Below are 16689 nucleotides of genomic sequence, written 5' to 3'. Positions count from 1 at the left end.
GACGTCCGCCGGGGGAGCGCAGGCCGGGATGTCGATCCGCCGCGCTGTCGGGGCGCGCGCTGGTCGCCGGGCACGTCGAGGGTGACACGCGGCTCGCGCCGAGATCGTCGTCGCCGCCCGGTACGACGTGGTGCCCGGCCCCCTCGATCCCATCCTGGCAGGTCTGCCTGCCATCGCGCCTCGAGAGGACCGACCCATGACAGCCCCCCATGCGGGCCCGGCCGCCGCGCCGGCGAGCGACAAGCTCGACGCGGCAGTTCTGAAGATCGCGTCGGTGGTGGTGCTCGGCGCCATCATGTCGATCCTCGACGTGACGGTCGTCTCCGTCGCCGTGCCGACGTTCATGGAGGACTTCGACTCCAGCTACGCGACCGTCGCGTGGACGATGACCGCCTACACGCTGGCGCTGGCCAGCGTGATTCCGCTCACGGGCTGGGCCGCGGACCGGTTCGGCACCAAACGGCTGTACCTCGCCGCCCTCGTCCTGTTCGTCGCCGGGTCCGTGCTGTGCAGCATGGCGTGGGACATCACGTCGCTCATTGGGTTCCGCGTGGTGCAGGGCCTGGGCGGCGGCATGCTCATGCCGCTGGGCATGACGATCATGACCCACGCCGCGGGACCGCACCGGGTCGGCCGCGTGATGGCGGTGCTCGGCATCCCGATGCTGCTGGGCCCGATCGGGGGCCCGATCCTCGGCGGCTGGCTGATCGACACCGCCAGCTGGCACTGGATCTTCCTGATCAACCTGCCCATCGGCGTCGTGGCCCTCGTCGCCTCCGTGCTGATCCTGCCGAAGGACCGCCCCAGCCGGTCCGAGTCCTTCGACTTCGTCGGCATGGCGCTCCTGTCGCCGGGCCTGGCGCTGTTCCTGTTCGGCGTCTCGTCCATCCCGGAGGTCGGCACCGTCGCCGCGACGCGGGTCCTCGTACCGGGCGCGATCGGCGCCGCGCTGATCGTCGCGTTCGTGTTCCACGCCCTGCGTGCCCGGAACCCGCTCATCGACCTGTACCTGTTCCGCAACCGCCAACTGACGTTCGCGGTGCTCACCATGTCGGTGTTCGCGATCGCGTTCTTCGGCGCAGGACTGCTGTTCCCCAGCTACTTCCTCCAGGTGCGGGGCGAGTCGACCCTGGCGGCGGGCATCCTGCTCGCGCCGCAGGGCCTCGGCGCCATGCTCACCATGCCGGTCGCCGGCCGGCTCGTCGACCGGATCGGCCCCGGGAAGATCGTGCTCGTCGGCCTGACCCTCGTCACGCTCGGCATGGCCGTCTTCACGCAGGTGGGCACGGACACGTCGTACGTGCTGCTGCTCGGTGCGCTGTTCGTCATGGGCATGGGCATGGGTGCCACGATGATGCCGACGATGACGGCCGCGCTGCAGACGCTGACCCATCAGAGCGTGGCCCGCGGGTCGACGCTGATGAACATCGTCCAACAGGCCGCCGGCTCCGTGGGCACCGCGACCATGTCGGTGATCCTGAGCAGCCGCCTGGCGACCCCGGCGGGGGCGCCCGAGGGCGGCGGGCAGATGGACCCGGCAGCTCTGGAACAGCTGCCCGCACCGGTGCAGGAGTCGATCCTCACCTCGCTCGCGGACGCGTTCGCGACCACGTTCCTCGTCGCGACCGTCCTCATGGCCCTCGCGGTGATCCCGGCGCTGTTCCTGCCGCGCACGCGCGTCAAGCATCCGGCCGGGGAGGGACTGCAGCCGGTGGCCGTCCACTAGCCGGCCGTCCGGAGGGGGCCGTGACGTACGTCGCGGCCCCCTCTCCGTGTCTGCGGCTAACCTCGTTCCGGCAGCACGACGGCGACCCGAACGGACGACCCAATGAGCATCGAACCCACCCACCGAGGCCCCGCCGCGACGGACGAGGCACCCGGACAGCCGCGTCTGTGCCGGCGCGCCCTCTTCGGCGGTGCCGGTGCGGTCGCGGCCGCCGCAGTCCTGTCCGCGTGCGGTGCCGAGGCCGATCAGGGTGGCGCCGACGGCACCTCCGCCGCACCGACCACGCCGCCTGAGCCCGGTCCGGACGCCGCGGTCGTGGCTGCCGCGGCCGACATCCCGGTGGGCAGCGGCGTCCTGTTCGCCGACAAGCGTCTCGTGGTGACGCAACCCGTCGCCGGGGACTACCGGGCGTTCGTCGCGCTGTGCACCCACTCGGGCTGCAACATCACCGGCGTCGAGGCCGACGAGATCGTCTGCGACTGTCACGGCAGCCGGTTCCGTCTGGACGGGACCGTGAGCAAGGGTCCCGCCCGCAAGCCGCTCAAGGCGCGTCCGGCCGCGGCCCGCGGTGCGGACGTCGTCGTCGACTGATGCGGGCGATTCGCTGAGCGGGCGGGCGGCGGCGGAGAAGATTCGACCGCGACATCATCATTGAAGTGCGGACCGGCGAGGGGACCCGATGGTGCGCAGGGGGCCGTTGATCACGTTGGCGGCGGTGGTGGTGCTCGCCGCGGTCCTGCTCGCGGTCAACGTCTCCAAGGAGGACGGCGGCCCCACGCCCGCCCCCGGCCCGGCCGCCACGTCCGCGCCGGCCCCCACCACGACGGCTGCGCCCTCGACCGCCGTGGCCTTCCCCGCGCAGGCCACCTACGTCGCGCAGATCCCCGTCGCCACCGGAACCCTCACGCTCGCGATCGCCGTCGAGGGCGAGGACGCCGTCGCGTACGCGTGCGACGGCAGCGCAGTCGAGTCCTGGCTGTCCGGCGATGCCGAGGACGGCAGGCTCGAGCTCGAGGGCCGAGACGGTGCCCGCCTCGACGGCGAGTTCGACGGCACGACGGTGCGCGGCACCCTGTGGCTCGGTGACCGGAGCTGGACCTTCGACGCCGCGCCGGCCGAACCCCCGGCCGGCCTCTACCTCGCGAACGTGGGCGACGTCCGGGCCAGCTGGATCGTCACGCAGGACGGGACGGTCACCGGTGTGCGCCGCGCCGGCGACGGCGGCACCGCGCCCGCCCCGGCCCTGGCGCCGGACGGGACGGCGGTCGTCGACGGGGTGGTCGTGACCGCCGACCCGGTGTCCGGCAGTGACACATTCTGACGGTGCCACCGCGCGGTGACACCGGGAGGAGGACGGATGAGCACACCGCAGGTCCATCCCGTCGCACCGCCGCGAACGGCCCCCGTCGTGGTCGCGTTCCTGGTGGGTGCCCTCGTCGCGGTCGGGCTCGGTGTGTACGGCAGTGTGCACGAGCCGACCTTCTTCTCGATCAACGTCGCCGGGTTCTCCAGTCCGACCGCCGTCAAGGCCTGGCTGGCGACCCTCGCCGGCGTGCTCGCACTGGTTCAGCTCGCCTCGGCGGCCGTGATGTACGGACGGATGCCGGGACTGCGGGCGCCGAGCTGGATCGGGACCCTGCACGTGTGGTCGGGCCGCCTCGCGGTGCTGGCCACCGTCCCCGTCGCGGTGCACTGCCTGTACGCGCTCGGTTTTCGCACCGGCGAGCCGCGGGTGCTGTGGCACTCGCTGGCCGGATGCCTCCTCTACGGGGCGTTCGTGGCCAAGATGCTGCTGCTGAGCCGGCGAGGCCTGCCGGGATGGGCGGTTCCGGTGGCCGGCGGCGCCCTGTTCACGGCGATCGTGGTCGTGTGGTCGACCTCGGCGCTGTACTTCTTCCGCACGACGGGCCTCACGTTCTGACGGCCCACCCCTACTGTCTTTCCCACCCCTACTGTCCCTCCCACGATCGGAGCCGGAAAATGGATCTCGAGCAGTCTCCCGTCAGCCGCCGTTCGGTGCTCCTGGGTGCCGGGATGGCCGCCGTCGCCGCCACGGCGGCCTGCAGCACCTACGGCGACGAGCCGGCCTCCGGGCAGACCTCCGCGGCGGAGGACGCCGGCACCGACGCGGCCGCGGGACAGCCCCTCGCGGCCGTCGCCGACATTCCCGTGGGCGGGGGACGGATCTTCCCCGATCAGAAGGTCGTGGTGACCCAGCCGGCCGCGGGCGAGGTGCTCGCGTTCAGCGCGATCTGCACCCATCAGGGCTGCACCGTCGCGGCCGTGCAGGACGGCACGATCAACTGTCCCTGCCACGGCAGCCGGTTCAACCTCGACGGCACCGTCGCGAACGGGCCCGCCGCGCGTCCCCTCGAGAGCAGGGCCGTCACCGTCGAGAACGGCGAGATCACCCTCGCCTGACCGGGTTCGCCGTCCCACCTCGACGGTCTCATCGGGCGGCACCGGGATAGGGTCGACGGCGTGACCAGACCTCTGCGCGACTGGCGGCCGCGGGCGTTGCGTGAAGGCGCCGAACCCGACGCCCGCTTCACCCTCGCGAACGAACGCACGTTCCTCGCGTGGATCCGCACCGCGCTCGGCGTCATCGCGGCGGCCGTCGCGCTCGAGACCTTCGCCGGCGACGTCGTGGGGCCGGTGGTGCGGACCACGCTGTCGTGCACGCTGCTGGTGTTCTCCGCGCTCCTGGTGATCGCCGCCCTGCGGCGCTGGCTGCAGATCGAGGCCGCGATGCGCACCGAACGTCCCCTGCCGCCGCCGCGGATCGCCTTCCTGCTCGCGGCGATGCTGGCGGTCGGGGCCGTGGCCCTCGCCGCGGCCCTCCTGATATGACCGCGCCGTCGCGTTCGGGCCCACGATGAGACACGACGACCCGGGCCTGCAGCCCGAGCGCACCACGCTCGCGTGGCTGCGCACGGCGACCGGGCTGGGAGCGGTGGTCCTGCTGTTCCTGCGCCTGGCGCCCGGCCCGGCGCCCGTGGTGGTGGTGATCGGCCTGCTGTGCCTGGTGCCGGCGCTCGTGCTGCTCGTGACGAGCGGGCGCGAGCACCGGGCGCGCGTGAGGCGCTTCATCGAGGGCCGCGCGAGGCATCACTGGTGGCGCAACATCGTCCTGACCGTCACGGTCGTCGTTCTGGCCCTCGCCGCCGCCACGCTCATCGTCACGTCGCAGGCGTGACCGCCGCACCGTCGCCGTTCCAGCCGGGCTGGACGATCTACTCCCGTGTCAATCGGGCACGGAGCCGTGGAAGGCCCACGCCCGGGCGGTCAGCGCGATCCGACCGGCTCGGTCGCGGCGCAGTCGGGCATCGAGTACCGTCCGCAGTTCGGCTCGGCGCCGTGCCGGCAGCGACATGCAATATCCGGGGGCGGGTCCCTGACCGCCGAGGAACGGCGCCCAGAAATCGTCGAAGTCGGCGAACACGGTGGGAACCTCGAGCGGCTGGATCCGCACCCCGGTGAGACCTGCAGACGCGAGCAGGTCGTGGAGGGGATCGGGCCGGCAGAGCGGGAAGCGGACACCCTCGTCCCGGTCCCGCGCCGCCTCGTCCAGTTCGACGGCCGCATCCCAGAAGGCGCGAATCATTCCCATGCCCTCGGCGTAGTCCCACACGTAGCCGCCGATCGTCCCGCCCGCTCGGGTGACGCGGCGCATCTCGACAAGACCCTCGATCGGATCGGGAAGAAAGTTGAGGACCAATCCGGATACGACGCGGTCGAACTCGCCGTCCACGGCCGGTATCGCCGCAGCGGTACCCGGCCGGACCTCGAAGCGGGGATCGTCGACCGTGGTGCGGGCCGCCGCGGCGAAGCCCTCGGACGGTTCGACCCCGACGACCCGGGACGGTTCCTCGGCGACAAGGACGGCGTGTGCGAGAGCGCCGGTCCCGCACCCCACATCGCACCACGCGGCGCCCGCCCCGGCAGGGGGCAGCCATTGCAGGAACTTCGAGGCGACCGGGCGGCTCCAGCGACCTACATAGCGCTCGTACGCCGCGGCGATCTCCCAGGCGTCGGCGGTGTGATCCGTCATCGCGGTCTTCCTCTCTCCGGTCCCCGGTCAGTCGACCTGTCCGGGCCGGCGCCGTTGCCTACGAACCGGATCCGGGCTCACGGCCGGAACGGCGGTCGAGGTCGATCACCCGGGCCCCGCCCTGCGCCGCGGCCACCCGTGTCTCGGTGCCGTCCTCGGTCACGGCGACGATCTCGCACCGGCACAGCGCCTGTCGCCGGCTCGAGTCGACGACCGTCGCCGCGGCCCGCAGCAGCGTGCCGCGGCCCGGGCGCAGGTAGTCGATCGTGAACCCGGTGGTCACGATCGACGATCCGAGCACGGTTCCCGCCGCGAAGGTCAGGGAGTTGTCCGCGGCGTAGGCCAGCACGCCGCCGTGCACGAACCCGAACTGCTGCAGCAACTCCGGACGCAGCGGGATCTCGAGCACCGCGCGGCCCGGCTCGTACGCGGCGACCCGGGCGCCGACCAGCACGCTGAACGGTTGGGCCGCGAGCACCGCCGCCGCGTCGTCCACCCCTCGAAGTTCCACGGCCTGCAGTCTGCCCCACACCGCCGGGTCGTGGGCGGACATATCATTCGTGCATGACGCGGTCACCTCATTCGCCGACGGTTCGCTGGCCGGACCTCGCCGCTCTGGAGCTGCTCGTCGGCATCGACGACCACGGCGGCCTCGGCGCGGCCGCCCGGGCCGCCGGCGTCGCGCAGCCCAATGCCAGCCGGGCGGTGCGCCGCCTCGAGAAGCAGCTGGGGACCGTGCTCGTGCGCCGGGGGCGGGCCGGTTCCGCGCTCACCCCGGAGGGCACCGTGGTCGCGCACTGGGCGCGGCAGACCCTCGCCGACGCCCGTCGCCTGCTCGACGCCGCCGCGGCGTTGAGTGCCGACCGGCAGGCCGAGCTGACCGTGGCAGCCAGCATGACGGTCGCCGAACACCTCATCCCGCGCTGGCTGGGCCGCTTCCGCGGGCTCCGGGACGACGTGCAGATCCAGCTGCAGGTCCACAACTCGCGGCAGGTCTGCGACGCGGTCGCGGAGGGCCGGTGCCACGTCGGGTTCGTCGAGGCTCCCACCGTCCCACCGGGACTGCACAGCACCCCGGTGGCGCGGGACCGGCTGGTGGTGGTCGTCACGCCGGCGCACCCGTGGGCGCGGCGCCGGCGTCCACTCACCGTCGCCGAACTGGCGGCGACGCCGCTCGTCGTGCGCGAGGAGGGCTCCGGGACGCGGCACACGCTGGATCTGGCCCTCCGGGAGTTCGCGCGGCCGTCGCCGCTGCTCGAGCTCGGCAGCGGCGCCGCGGTGCGCACCGCGGCCCTCGGCGGCGTCGGCCCGGCCGTGCTCAGCACCCTCGCCGTGGCCGATCACCTCGCGTCCGGCGAATTGCGGACCGTCGAGGTCGAGGGCCTGGATCTGGCCCGCACGTTGCGCGCGGTGTGGCGCCCACCCCGCAAGCTCGCCGGCCCGGCCGGGGACCTGGTGCGGATGATCGTCCGCGGCGCCTGATCGCGTACCGATCGTCGCAATCGGCCCGAATCCGGCGCCCGGTGCGTCATCATGATCGTCGAGGACGCTGCTCGCCGGGGGTACGAGCGAACGCGGCGTGGCGCCGAGCCGGCACCGGGAGTGGGACATGGACGCATCGCGGTACGACGGGTCGCGGCCGTGACGGCCGTCGAGGTCGATCGCAGCCCCCGGCGATCCGGGGCCGTCCTCGCGACGTTGATCCTGGTCGCCGCCGTCGCGAACCTCAATCTCTCGGTTGCCAACATCGCGCTGCCGGCGATCGGCCGGGCCTTCGACGCGAGCCAGACGGAACTGAACCTGGTCGCCGTCGGGTATTCGCTGGGCCTGGCCGCGTCGGTGCTGTACCTGGGGGCGATCGGCGACCGCTACGGGCGCAAGCAGCTGCTCGTGCTCGGCGTCGCGCTGTCGATACCCGCGTGTCTGGTGGCGGCCTTCGCACCGAGCGTCGAGGTGCTGTTCGCGGCCCGGCTGGCCGGTGGTCTCGCCGCGGGGCTGGCGTATCCCACCACGCTGGCGCTGATCACCGCGCTGTGGTCGGGAGCCTCGCGGACCCGCGCGATCGCGTTGTGGTCGGCGACCGGCGGTGCGGTCGCTGCGCTCGGACCGCTGCTGTCCGGCCTGCTCCTGGAGTACTTCTACTGGGGCTCGGCCTTTCTGATCACCGTGCCGCTCGCCGCCGTCGCCCTCGCGGCGGCGGCCGTGCTGATTCCCGCGCACGTCAACGAGACCTCCGGGCCGGTCGATCATGTCGGCGGTGTCGTGTCGGTGCTGTTCGTGGCGGCGCTCGTCCTGACGGTCAACCTCGCACCCGAGAGCGGCCGAGGCACGGCGGCGCTCGTCTGCGCCGCCGTCACCGCCGTGGCGGGCGCGGTATTCGTGTGGCGGCAGCGGCGGGTGCCCGAGCCGCTGTTCGACCTGAAGGTGGCCGCGCGGCCGACGTTCTGGGTGGCAGCGGTGGCGGGCATCATCGTGTTCGGCACCCTGATGGGGACGATGTTCGTCGGTCAGCAGTTCCTGCAGAACGTGCTGGGCTACTCCACGCTCGCCGCCGGGTCGACGATCCTTCCGGCCGCCGCGTGCATGCTCGTGGTGGCTCCGTACTCGGCCCGGATGGTGGAGAGCCGGGGTGCGCGCACCACCCTGCTGCTCGGCTACGCGTTCATCCTCCTCGGGCTCGCGGTCGCGCTGACGATGTGGGACGAGACCTCCAGTTACTGGCAGATCGCGCTCGCGTACGGCCTCGTGGGGATCGGGGTCGGTTTCGCCGGCACGCCCGCCTCCCGCTCGCTGACCGGCTCGGTCCCGGTGACCCGGGCCGGGATGGCGTCGGCAACGGCCGACCTGCAACGCGATCTGGGCGGGGCCGTGATGCAGTCCATCCTCGGGGCGTTGCTCACCGCCGGATACGTTTCGTCGATCTCGGCGGCGATCGCCTCGTCGCCGGAGGCGGACGAGATCAGCGACCAGACGCAGGCCGCGCTGACCAAGTCGTTCGCGAGCGCCGCCGACCTCGCCGAGCGGTACCCGCAGTACGCCGACGCCATCATGTCCGCCGCGCGCACGGCGTTCCTGGACGGGGACACGAAGGCGTATGCCGCCGCCATTCTCGTCGTCGCCGCCGGTGCGGTCCTGGTGTTCTTCGCCTTCCCGAAGCGCGACGCCGAAAGACGGCTCCTCGCGTCGTACCGTGCGCAGGACGAACGCGCCGAGCCGGCGGGGGACGAGCGGCAGGGGGCCGCGCCCGGGGACGCGGACGGCTAGCGTTGGTCGCCGCTGCCGCGCAGGGCGCCGACGCCGGCGACGATCACCAGCGCGATGCCTACCGCCGCGACGGGCTGGACCCACTGGCCGAGCACCAGCGCGCCCGCCAGGGCCGCCGCCGCCGGTTCGAGAGCGATGAGGATCGCGAACACGTTCTTCGGCAGCTCCCGCAGCGCCCGCATCTCCAGGCTGTAGGGGACCACGGAGGACAGCAGGGCCACCGCCGCTCCGGCGGCCAGGATCGCGGGATCGGCCAGGCCGGCGCCGGCGGTCCCGAGGCCGAGGGGCAGCACGAGCGCCGCGGCGACGGTGGTGGCGACGGTCAGGCCCGCCGCGCCGGAGACGGTGGTGGCCACGTGCGAGCCCGCGACGATGTACCAGGCCCAGCCGGCGGCGGCGAGCAGCGCGAAACCGACCCCGGCCGGGTCGAGGGCGCCGCCGTCCCCGCCGAGGCCGCGTGCCCCGAGGAGCACCACCCCGGCCAGGGCGAGTGCCACCCACAGCGCGTCCCGCGGGCGGCGGGAGAGGACCGCGGCGAGGGCGAGCGGTCCGAGGAACTCGATCGTGACCGCCGCCGCGAGCGGCAGCCGGGCGATCGCCACATAGAAGAAGCCGTTCATCGCGGCCAGGCTCGCCCCGAGCGCGACCACGCCGCGCCACTGCGCCGGGCGCCAGTGCCGCACCGACGGCCGCACCACCGCCCACAGGATCACCGCGGCGAGCGTCAGCCGCAGCGTGACCGTGCCGAGGGCACCGACGTCGTCGAACAGGGTGCTGGCGAAGGCCGCGCCGAACTGCAGGGAGAGCACCGAGCCGAGCACGGCCGCGACGGGCACGGTCCGGCTGCCGCCCCGTGGCGCCGGTGCTGTGCCGCTCATCCGTCCTCCGTGGCCTGGGGGATCCGCCGTCCCGCGTGCGACGAATGTTGCCGCACGGGAGCACGATCGGCAGCACGCGCCACCTCAACCAGAAAAACAATCACGAGTGCTTGATTTTTTGCGCCCCGGGTGTGACTCTGGTCGCATGACGGAGCTACAACCGCTTCTCGACGACCTGCGTGCCGAGGGCGAGTCCCTCGACGCCCTCGTCGCGGACCTCCCGGACGAGCGCTGGGCGACCCCGACCCCCGCCGAAGACTGGACCATCGCCCACCAGATCGGACACCTGCTGTGGACCGATCGCGCCGCCCTCACCGCCGTCGAAGACCCGGAGGCGTTCGTCGCCGGGCTCGGCGAGGTCACCGATCCGGACGGGTTCGTCGACGACGGGGCGCGGGCACAGGCCCGCCGCCCCCCGGCCGAGTTGCTCGCCGACTGGCGTGCCGCCCGCCGCGCCCTCGCCGACGCCCTCGCGGCCGTCCCCGCCGGAACCAAGATCGTCTGGTACGGCCCGCCGATGAGTGCGGCCTCCATGGCGACGGCACGGCTGATGGAGACCTGGGCCCACGGCGGCGACGTGGCCGACGCGCTCGGCGTCACCCGCCCGCCCACGCACCGGCTGCGCCACATCGCCCATCTCGGCGTCCGCACCCGCGACTTCGCCTTCGCCGTGCACGGCCGCACCCCGCCGGCCGAGCCGTTCCGCGTCCGTCTCACCGCCCCCGACGGGCAGGAGTGGACCTGGGGGCCCGACGCCGCCACCCAGACCGTCACCGGATCCGCCCTCGACTTCTGCCGGCTGGTGACCCAGCGGATCCACCGGGCCGACACCGACCTCGTCGCCACCGGACCCGACGCCGAGGCGTGGCTCGGCCTCGCGCAGGCGTTCGCCGGACCGCCCGGCGGCGGCCGCGCCCCGGAAGGAGCCACCGCGTGAGCGCCCCCACGGCCGGACGGGCGGTGCGCATCGGGAACTGCTCCGGCTTCTACGGCGACCGGCTCGCGGCCATGCGCGAGATGCTCGAGGGCGGGGAACTCGACTACCTGACCGGTGACTATCTCGCCGAGCTGACCATGCTGATCCTCGGCCGGGACCGGATGAAGGACCCGGCGCTCGGCTACGCCAAGACGTTCCTGCGCCAGCTCGAGGACTGCCTCGGGCTCGCTGTCGACAAGGGCGTGCGGATCGTCGCCAACGCCGGCGGACTCAATCCCGCCGGGCTGGCGACGGCCGTGCGCGAGCTTGCCGGCCGGCTCGGACTCGACGTCACCGTCGCGTACGTCGAGGGCGACGACCTCATCTCCCGCGCCGCCGAACTCGGCCTGGCCGCCGATCCGCCGCCGCTGACCGCGAACGCCTACCTCGGGGCGTGGGGCATCGCCGAGTGTCTCACCGCCGGCGCCGACATCGTCGTCACCGGCCGTGTCACCGACGCCTCCGTGATCGCCGGCCCGGCCGCCGCCCACTTCGGCTGGGCCCGGGACGATTTCGATGCCCTGGCCGGTGCGGTCGCGGCGGGACACGTGATCGAGTGCGGCACCCAGGCCACCGGCGGCAACTACGCGTTCTTCACCGAGATCGCCGACCTCGACCGGCCCGGCTTCCCGATCGCCGAGATCGATGCCGACGGCAGCTCCACCATCACCAAGCACCCCGGCACCGGCGGCGCGGTCACCGTCGGCACCGTGACCGCCCAGCTGCTGTACGAGGTGACCGGTGGCCGCTACGCCGGACCCGACGTGACGACGCGCCTCGACTCCGTCCGGCTCACCCAGGACGGACCGGACCGGGTCCGCATCACCGGGGTCCGCGGTGAGGCGCCCCCGCCGACGCTGAAGGTCTCCCTCAACGCTCTCGCCGGATTCCGGAACGAAGCGGTGTTCGTCCTCACCGGACTCGACATCGAGGCCAAGGCGGCGCTGGTGCGCCGGCAGATGGAGGCGAGCCTGCCCGCGCGTCCGGCCGAGCTCGAGTGGACCCTCGCCCGCACCGACCATCCGGACGCCGACACGGAGGAGGCGGCCAGCGCCCTGCTGCGCTGCACCGTCCGCGACCGCGACCCGCAGGTCGTCGGCCGCGCCTTCTCCGCGGTCGCGGTCGAGTACGCGCTTGCCAGCTACCCCGGCTTCTCGCTGACCGCTCCGCCCGGCAACGGCCAGCCGTACGCCGTGTTCACGCCCGGCTACGTCGACGCCGCCGAGGTGCCGCACACGGCGGTCCTGCCCGACGGCAGCCGCGTCCCGATCCCGCCCGTCACCCCGACGCGCCCACTCGAACCCGTCGCCGAGCCCGAGCTGCCCGCGCCGCTACCCGCGGGGCCCACCCGGCACGCGCCGCTCGGGCTCGTCGCCGGCGCCCGCAGCGGCGACAAGGGCGGCGACGCGAATGTGGGGGTGTGGGTGCGCACCGACGACCAGTGGCGCTGGCTGGTGCACACCCTCACCGTCGACGCGCTGAAAACCCTTCTGCCCGAGTCGAAGAACCTCATCGTGACCCGCCATGTGCTGCCGAACCTGCGGGCGGTGAACTTTGTGATCGAGGGCATCCTCGGCCGCGGCGTCGCCTCACAGGCCCGCTTCGACCCGCAGGCCAAGGGCCTCGGCGAGTGGCTGCGCAGCAGATACCTCTACATCCCCGAGACCCTCCTGGAGGACCCCGAGATGGAGGACCCCGAGATGGAGAACCCCGAGATGGAGAACCCCGAGTGAGCATCTGGGACACCCCCGAACGCCGCGACCTGCGCTCGACCGTCCACTCCTTCGTCCAGCGCGAGGTCCTGCCGCACCTCGCCGCGTGGGAGCGCGACGGCGAACTGCCCCGCGAACTGCACAAGAAGGCCGCCGCCCTCGGGCTTCTCGGCGCCGGATTCCCCGAGGCCGTCGGGGGGTCCGGCGGCGACGCGGCGGACACTCTCACCGTGTGCGAGGCATTCCACGAGGCCGGCGCCTCCGGTGGTGCCTTCGCCTCCCTGTTCACCTGCGGCATCGCCCTGCCGCACCTCGTCGCCGCCGGCGACGAGGTGCAGATCGCGAAGTGGGTCGAGCCGACCCTCGCGGGCGAGCTCATCGGCTCCCTCGCGATCACCGAACCCGGCGGCGGCTCCGACGTGGGGCACCTGACCACCACCGCCGTCCGCGACGGCGACCACTACGTCGTCAACGGCGCCAAGACCTACATCACCTCCGGCTGCCGCGCGGACTTCGTGGTGACCGCCGTGCGCACCGGCGGCAGCGAACGTCCCGGCGCTGCCGGGATCTCGCTGCTGGTGATCGAGAAGGGCGCCGAAGGATTCACCGTCTCGCGCAAGCTCGACAAGATGGGCTGGCGTGCCTCCGACACCGCCGAACTGTCCTTCGTCGACGTGCGCGTGCCCGTCGAGAATCTCGTCGGCACCGAGAACAGCGGCTTCGCGCAGATCGCCCAGGCCTTCGTCTCGGAGCGGATTGCCCTTGCGGCCCAAGCCTATTCGAGCGCACAGCGGTGTCTGGACCTCACCGTGGCGTGGTGCCGCGACCGCGAGACGTTCGGCCGGCCGCTGATCTCCCGGCAGTCGGTGCAGCGCACCCTCGCCGAGATGGCCCGGCGCGTCGACGTCGCGCGCGTGTACGGCCGGCGGGTCGTCGAGCGAGCCCTCGTCGGCGACGGCGACCTCGTCGCCGAGGTGTGCTTCGCCAAGAACACCGCCGTCGAGGCCGGCGAATGGGTCGCGAACCAGGCTGTGCAGCTGTTCGGCGGACTCGGCTACATGGCCGAGTCCGAGATCGAACGGCAGTACCGCGACATGCGCATCCTCGGCATCGGCGGCGGCACCACCGAGATTCTCACCGAGCTCGCGGCGAAACGATTGGGGTACACCTCGTGAGCATCCTGCAGACGACCCTCGACCCGGCCTCGGCAGAGTACGCCGCCGCGGCCTCGGCGATGACCGCCGAACTGGCCGCACTCGAGACCGAGCACGCCAAGGCCCTCGCCGGCGGCGGGGAGAAGTACGTCCGGCGCCACCACGAACGCGGCAAGCTGCTCCCGCGCGAACGCATCGAACTGCTGCTCGACCCGGATTCCCCGTTCCTCGAGCTGTCCCCGCTCGCGGCGTGGGGCACCGAGTTCCCGGTCGGCGGCAGCACCGTCACCGGGATCGGCGTCGTCGAGGGCGTCGAATGCCTGATCGTCGCCAACGACCCCACCGTCCGCGGCGGCACCAGCAACCCGTGGACCCTGCGGAAGGGGTTCCGCGCCAACGACATCGCGATGCAGAACCGGCTGCCGGTGATCTCCCTCGTCGAGTCGGGCGGCGCCGACCTGCCCACCCAGAAGGAGGTGTTCATCCCCGGCGGACGCATGTTCCGCGACCTGACGCAGCTGTCCGCCGCCGGCATTCCCACCATCGCGCTGGTGTTCGGCAACTCCACCGCGGGCGGCGCCTACATTCCCGGCATGTCGGATCACGTGGTGATGATCGAGAAGCGCTCGAAGGTGTTCCTCGCCGGACCGCCGCTGGTGAAGATGGCCACGGGCGAGGAATCCGACGACGAATCCCTCGGCGGCGCGGAGATGCACGCCCGCACCTCCGGGCTGGCCGACTACTACGCGGTCGACGAGCCCGATGCGATCCGGATCGGCCGGGGCATCGTCCGTCGCCTGAACTGGCGCAAGCAGGGCCCCGAACCCCACCCCGACGTGCGCGAACCGCGTTACGACCCCGAGGAACTGCTCGGAATCGTGCCCGCCGACCTCAAGGTGCCGTTCGACCCCCGCGAGGTGATCGCCCGCATCGTCGACGATTCCGACTTCGACGAGTTCAAGCCGCTCTACGGGTCGTCGCTCGTCACCGGCTGGGCCCGTCTGCACGGGTACCCGGTGGGCATCCTCGCCAACGCCCGCGGCGTGCTGTTCAGCGAGGAATCCCAGAAGGCCACCCAGTTCATCCAGCTCGCCAACCGCGCGAACACGCCACTGCTGTTCCTGCACAACACCACCGGCTACATGGTCGGCCGCGAGTACGAGGAACGCGGCATGATCAAGCACGGCTCGATGATGATCAATGCCGTCTCCAACTCGACGGTGCCCCACATCTCGATCCTGCTCGGCGCCTCCTACGGGGCCGGCCACTACGGCATGTGCGGCCGGGCCTTCGACCCGCGGTTCCTGTTCGCCTGGCCCAGCGCCAAATCCGCGGTGATGGGCGGCGCCCAGCTCGCCGGTGTCATCTCCATCGTCGGACGCGCCGCCGCCCAGGCGCGCGGCCAGGCCTTCGACGAGGCCGCCGACGAGGCGATGCGTGCGGCGATCGAGAACCAGATCGAGGCGGAGTCGCTGCCGATGTTCCTGTCCGGCCGGCTCTACGACGACGGGGTCATCGACCCGCGCGACACCCGCACCGTGGTGGGGATGTGCCTGTCGGCCATCGCCAACGCGCCGATCGAGGGCACCGACAGCTTCGGTGTCTTCCGGATGTGAGGCAGCAGTGAACCACACCGATACCGTCACCACCGTGCTCGTCGCCAACCGCGGCGAGATCGCCCGCCGGGGGTTCGCCTCCTGCCGGCGCGCCGGCCTCGGCACCGTCGCGGTGTTCTCCGACGCGGACGCCGGCAGCCCCCACATCGCCGAGGCCGACGCCGCGGTGCGCCTGCCCGGCACCGCCCCCGCCGACACCTATCTGCGCGGCGAGGCGATCATCGCCGCCGCCCGCGCGGCGGGGGCCGACGCGATCCACCCGGGTTACGGGTTCCTCTCGGAGAACGCCGAATTCGCGCGGGCGGTCCTCGACGCGGGGTTGACCTGGATCGGGCCGGGCCCGGACTCGATCGCCCGGATGGGTTCGAAGGTCGAGGCCAAGAAGATCATGGCCGACGCCGGTGTGCCGGTGCTGGCCGAGCTGGACCCTGCCGCGGTGACCGAGGCCGACCTGCCCGTGCTGATCAAGGCGTCCGCCGGGGGCGGCGGCCGCGGCATGCGGGTGGTCCGCGACCTGGCCGAGCTGCCCGACCAGCTCGCCGCGGCCCGGCGCGAGGCGCAGTCCGCGTTCGGCGATCCGACGGTGTTCTGCGAGCGCTTCCTCGAAACGGGCCGGCACATCGAGGTGCAGGTCCTCGCGGACCGGCACGGGACCGTGTGGGCGGTGGGGGAGCGGGAGTGCTCGATCCAGCGCCGCCACCAGAAGGTGGTCGAGGAGGCGCCGTCGCCGCTCGTCGAGGCCACGCCCGGGATGCGGGAGCGGCTGTTCGAGGCGGCCCGGCGCGCCGCGCAGGCCATCGACTACGAGGGCGCGGGCACCGTCGAGTTCCTCGCGACCGGGGCGAGCGAAGCGACGGGGAATGTCACCGGGGCGAGCGGAGCGACGGGGAATGTCACCGGGGCGAGCGGAGCGACGGGGAATGTCACCGGGGTGAGCGAAGCGACGGGGAGCTCGGCGGACGGCGAGTTCTTCTTCCTCGAGATGAACACCCGCCTGCAGGTCGAGCACCCGGTCACCGAGTGCACCACCGGCCTCGACCTCGTCGACCTGCAGTTGCAGGTCGCCGCCGGCGCCCGCCTCGAGCCCGAACCCCCGCCGGCGAGCGGACATTCGATCGAGGTGCGGCTCTACGCGGAGGACCCGGCACAGGACTGGCGGCCGCAGTCCGGCACGGTGCACCGTCTCGCGCTGCCCGGCCGCGTCGCCGCGTTCGAGGTGCTGCGCGAGCCCGGGCTGCGCCTGGACTCCGGCGTCGAGGACGGTTCGGCGGTGGGCGTGCACTACGACCCGATGCTCGCCAAGGTGATCTCG

Annotated in this window: 17 protein-coding genes; 14 read left to right on the top strand and 3 right to left on the bottom strand. The window is 72.8% G+C overall.

Translation table 11 applies throughout. The features are described from left to right. The first annotated feature begins 196 nt into the window (after positions 1-196). The 7 genes from CQZ88_RS04640 (at position 197) to CQZ88_RS04610 (ending at position 4922) form a co-directional block, all read left to right on the top strand. On the top strand, positions 197-1726 hold the full coding sequence (locus CQZ88_RS04640) for a DHA2 family efflux MFS transporter permease subunit (protein ID WP_043800593.1): 1530 nt from the start codon (positions 197-199) through the stop codon (positions 1724-1726). Positions 1727-1828: 102 nt separating this feature from the next. Next, entirely contained in the window at positions 1829-2317 is a 489-nt protein-coding gene (locus CQZ88_RS04635) for a ubiquinol-cytochrome c reductase iron-sulfur subunit (protein ID WP_006931276.1), read from the top strand. Between the two features lie 88 nt (positions 2318-2405). Next, the gene (locus tag CQZ88_RS04630; RefSeq protein WP_050035593.1) at positions 2406-3047 is read left to right on the top strand and encodes a hypothetical protein; all 642 of its coding nucleotides are present in this window, start codon (positions 2406-2408) and stop codon (positions 3045-3047) included. Positions 3048-3083: 36 nt separating this feature from the next. Beyond that, complete coding sequence (locus CQZ88_RS04625) at positions 3084-3647, top strand: DUF6529 family protein (protein ID WP_006931273.1); 564 nt, start codon at positions 3084-3086, stop codon at positions 3645-3647. 59 nt (positions 3648-3706) lie between these two features. Next, entirely contained in the window at positions 3707-4147 is a 441-nt protein-coding gene (locus CQZ88_RS04620) for a ubiquinol-cytochrome c reductase iron-sulfur subunit (protein ID WP_050035592.1), read from the top strand. A gap of 60 nt (positions 4148-4207) precedes the next feature. Then, on the top strand, positions 4208-4576 hold the full coding sequence (locus tag CQZ88_RS04615) for a YidH family protein (RefSeq protein ID WP_006931271.1): 369 nt from the start codon (positions 4208-4210) through the stop codon (positions 4574-4576). A gap of 25 nt (positions 4577-4601) precedes the next feature. Next, entirely contained in the window at positions 4602-4922 is a 321-nt protein-coding gene (locus CQZ88_RS04610; protein WP_006931270.1) for a DUF202 domain-containing protein, read from the top strand. Positions 4923-4970: 48 nt separating this feature from the next. Here CQZ88_RS04610 and CQZ88_RS04605 read toward each other — a convergent pair whose 3' ends face one another. Together CQZ88_RS04605 and CQZ88_RS04600 are read right to left on the bottom strand one after the other, a co-directional pair. Then, positions 4971-5777 (bottom strand): class I SAM-dependent methyltransferase, encoded by an 807-nt coding sequence (locus CQZ88_RS04605; protein ID WP_102799315.1) that lies wholly within the window; start codon positions 5775-5777, stop codon positions 4971-4973. A 58-nt stretch (positions 5778-5835) separates the two neighbouring features. Then, positions 5836-6273, bottom strand: coding sequence for a PaaI family thioesterase (locus CQZ88_RS04600; protein ID WP_043800645.1), 438 nt, complete (start codon positions 6271-6273; stop codon positions 5836-5838). A gap of 68 nt (positions 6274-6341) precedes the next feature. Between CQZ88_RS04600 and CQZ88_RS04595 the strand changes: the two genes are divergently transcribed. Together CQZ88_RS04595 and CQZ88_RS04590 are read left to right on the top strand one after the other, a co-directional pair. Further along, positions 6342-7259: a LysR family transcriptional regulator gene (locus CQZ88_RS04595; protein WP_006931266.1), complete on the top strand. Its 918-nt coding sequence runs from the start codon at positions 6342-6344 to the stop codon at positions 7257-7259. Between the two features lie 159 nt (positions 7260-7418). Further along, the gene (locus CQZ88_RS04590; RefSeq protein WP_102799314.1) at positions 7419-9041 is read left to right on the top strand and encodes an MFS transporter; all 1623 of its coding nucleotides are present in this window, start codon (positions 7419-7421) and stop codon (positions 9039-9041) included. Here CQZ88_RS04590 and CQZ88_RS04585 read toward each other — a convergent pair. Beyond that, the gene (locus tag CQZ88_RS04585) at positions 9038-9919 is read right to left on the bottom strand and encodes a DMT family transporter (protein ID WP_050035590.1); all 882 of its coding nucleotides are present in this window, start codon (positions 9917-9919) and stop codon (positions 9038-9040) included. The genes CQZ88_RS04590 and CQZ88_RS04585 overlap by 4 nt on opposite strands. A gap of 145 nt (positions 9920-10064) precedes the next feature. Here CQZ88_RS04585 and CQZ88_RS04580 point away from each other — a divergent pair, with 145 nt between their 5' ends. The 5 genes from CQZ88_RS04580 to CQZ88_RS04560 all read left to right on the top strand — a co-directional run. Then, on the top strand, positions 10065-10856 hold the full coding sequence (locus tag CQZ88_RS04580) for a TIGR03084 family metal-binding protein (RefSeq protein WP_029545033.1): 792 nt from the start codon (positions 10065-10067) through the stop codon (positions 10854-10856). Beyond that, positions 10853-12628 (top strand): acyclic terpene utilization AtuA family protein, encoded by a 1776-nt coding sequence (locus CQZ88_RS04575; RefSeq protein WP_043800580.1) that lies wholly within the window; start codon positions 10853-10855, stop codon positions 12626-12628. The genes CQZ88_RS04580 and CQZ88_RS04575 overlap by 4 nt, the downstream gene beginning before the upstream one ends. Then, positions 12625-13782: an acyl-CoA dehydrogenase family protein gene (locus CQZ88_RS04570; RefSeq protein WP_043800577.1), complete on the top strand. Its 1158-nt coding sequence runs from the start codon at positions 12625-12627 to the stop codon at positions 13780-13782. Before CQZ88_RS04575 ends, CQZ88_RS04570 begins: the two co-directional genes overlap by 4 nt. Continuing rightward, positions 13779-15377: an acyl-CoA carboxylase subunit beta gene (locus tag CQZ88_RS04565; protein ID WP_006931255.1), complete on the top strand. Its 1599-nt coding sequence runs from the start codon at positions 13779-13781 to the stop codon at positions 15375-15377. The genes CQZ88_RS04570 and CQZ88_RS04565 overlap by 4 nt, the downstream gene beginning before the upstream one ends. A gap of 7 nt (positions 15378-15384) precedes the next feature. Continuing rightward, the coding region (locus CQZ88_RS04560) for an acetyl/propionyl/methylcrotonyl-CoA carboxylase subunit alpha (RefSeq protein ID WP_146034250.1) at positions 15385-16689 on the top strand (1305 nt) is incomplete at its 3' end.

The sequence above is a fragment of the Rhodococcus sp. ENV425 genome (assembly GCF_002887785.1).
Classification (GTDB): Bacteria; Actinomycetota; Actinomycetes; order Mycobacteriales; family Mycobacteriaceae; genus Rhodococcus; species Rhodococcus aetherivorans.
The sequence above is the reverse complement of the archived record's forward strand: the minus strand, read 5'-3'. Positions and strand labels throughout refer to the sequence as shown.

Coding starts and splice junctions, on each gene's coding strand:
- CQZ88_RS04640 (WP_043800593.1), top strand. CDS start 197: ATGACAGCCCCCCATGCGGGCCCGGCCGCCGCGCCGGCGAGCGACAAG.
- CQZ88_RS04635 (WP_006931276.1), top strand. CDS start 1,829: ATGAGCATCGAACCCACCCACCGAGGCCCCGCCGCGACGGACGAGGCA.
- CQZ88_RS04630 (WP_050035593.1), top strand. CDS start 2,406: ATGGTGCGCAGGGGGCCGTTGATCACGTTGGCGGCGGTGGTGGTGCTC.
- CQZ88_RS04625 (WP_006931273.1), top strand. CDS start 3,084: ATGAGCACACCGCAGGTCCATCCCGTCGCACCGCCGCGAACGGCCCCC.
- CQZ88_RS04620 (WP_050035592.1), top strand. CDS start 3,707: ATGGATCTCGAGCAGTCTCCCGTCAGCCGCCGTTCGGTGCTCCTGGGT.
- CQZ88_RS04610 (WP_006931270.1), top strand. CDS start 4,602: ATGAGACACGACGACCCGGGCCTGCAGCCCGAGCGCACCACGCTCGCG.
- CQZ88_RS04605 (WP_102799315.1), bottom strand. CDS start 5,777: ATGACGGATCACACCGCCGACGCCTGGGAGATCGCCGCGGCGTACGAG.
- CQZ88_RS04595 (WP_006931266.1), top strand. CDS start 6,342: ATGACGCGGTCACCTCATTCGCCGACGGTTCGCTGGCCGGACCTCGCC.
- CQZ88_RS04585 (WP_050035590.1), bottom strand. CDS start 9,919: ATGAGCGGCACAGCACCGGCGCCACGGGGCGGCAGCCGGACCGTGCCC.
- CQZ88_RS04580 (WP_029545033.1), top strand. CDS start 10,065: ATGACGGAGCTACAACCGCTTCTCGACGACCTGCGTGCCGAGGGCGAG.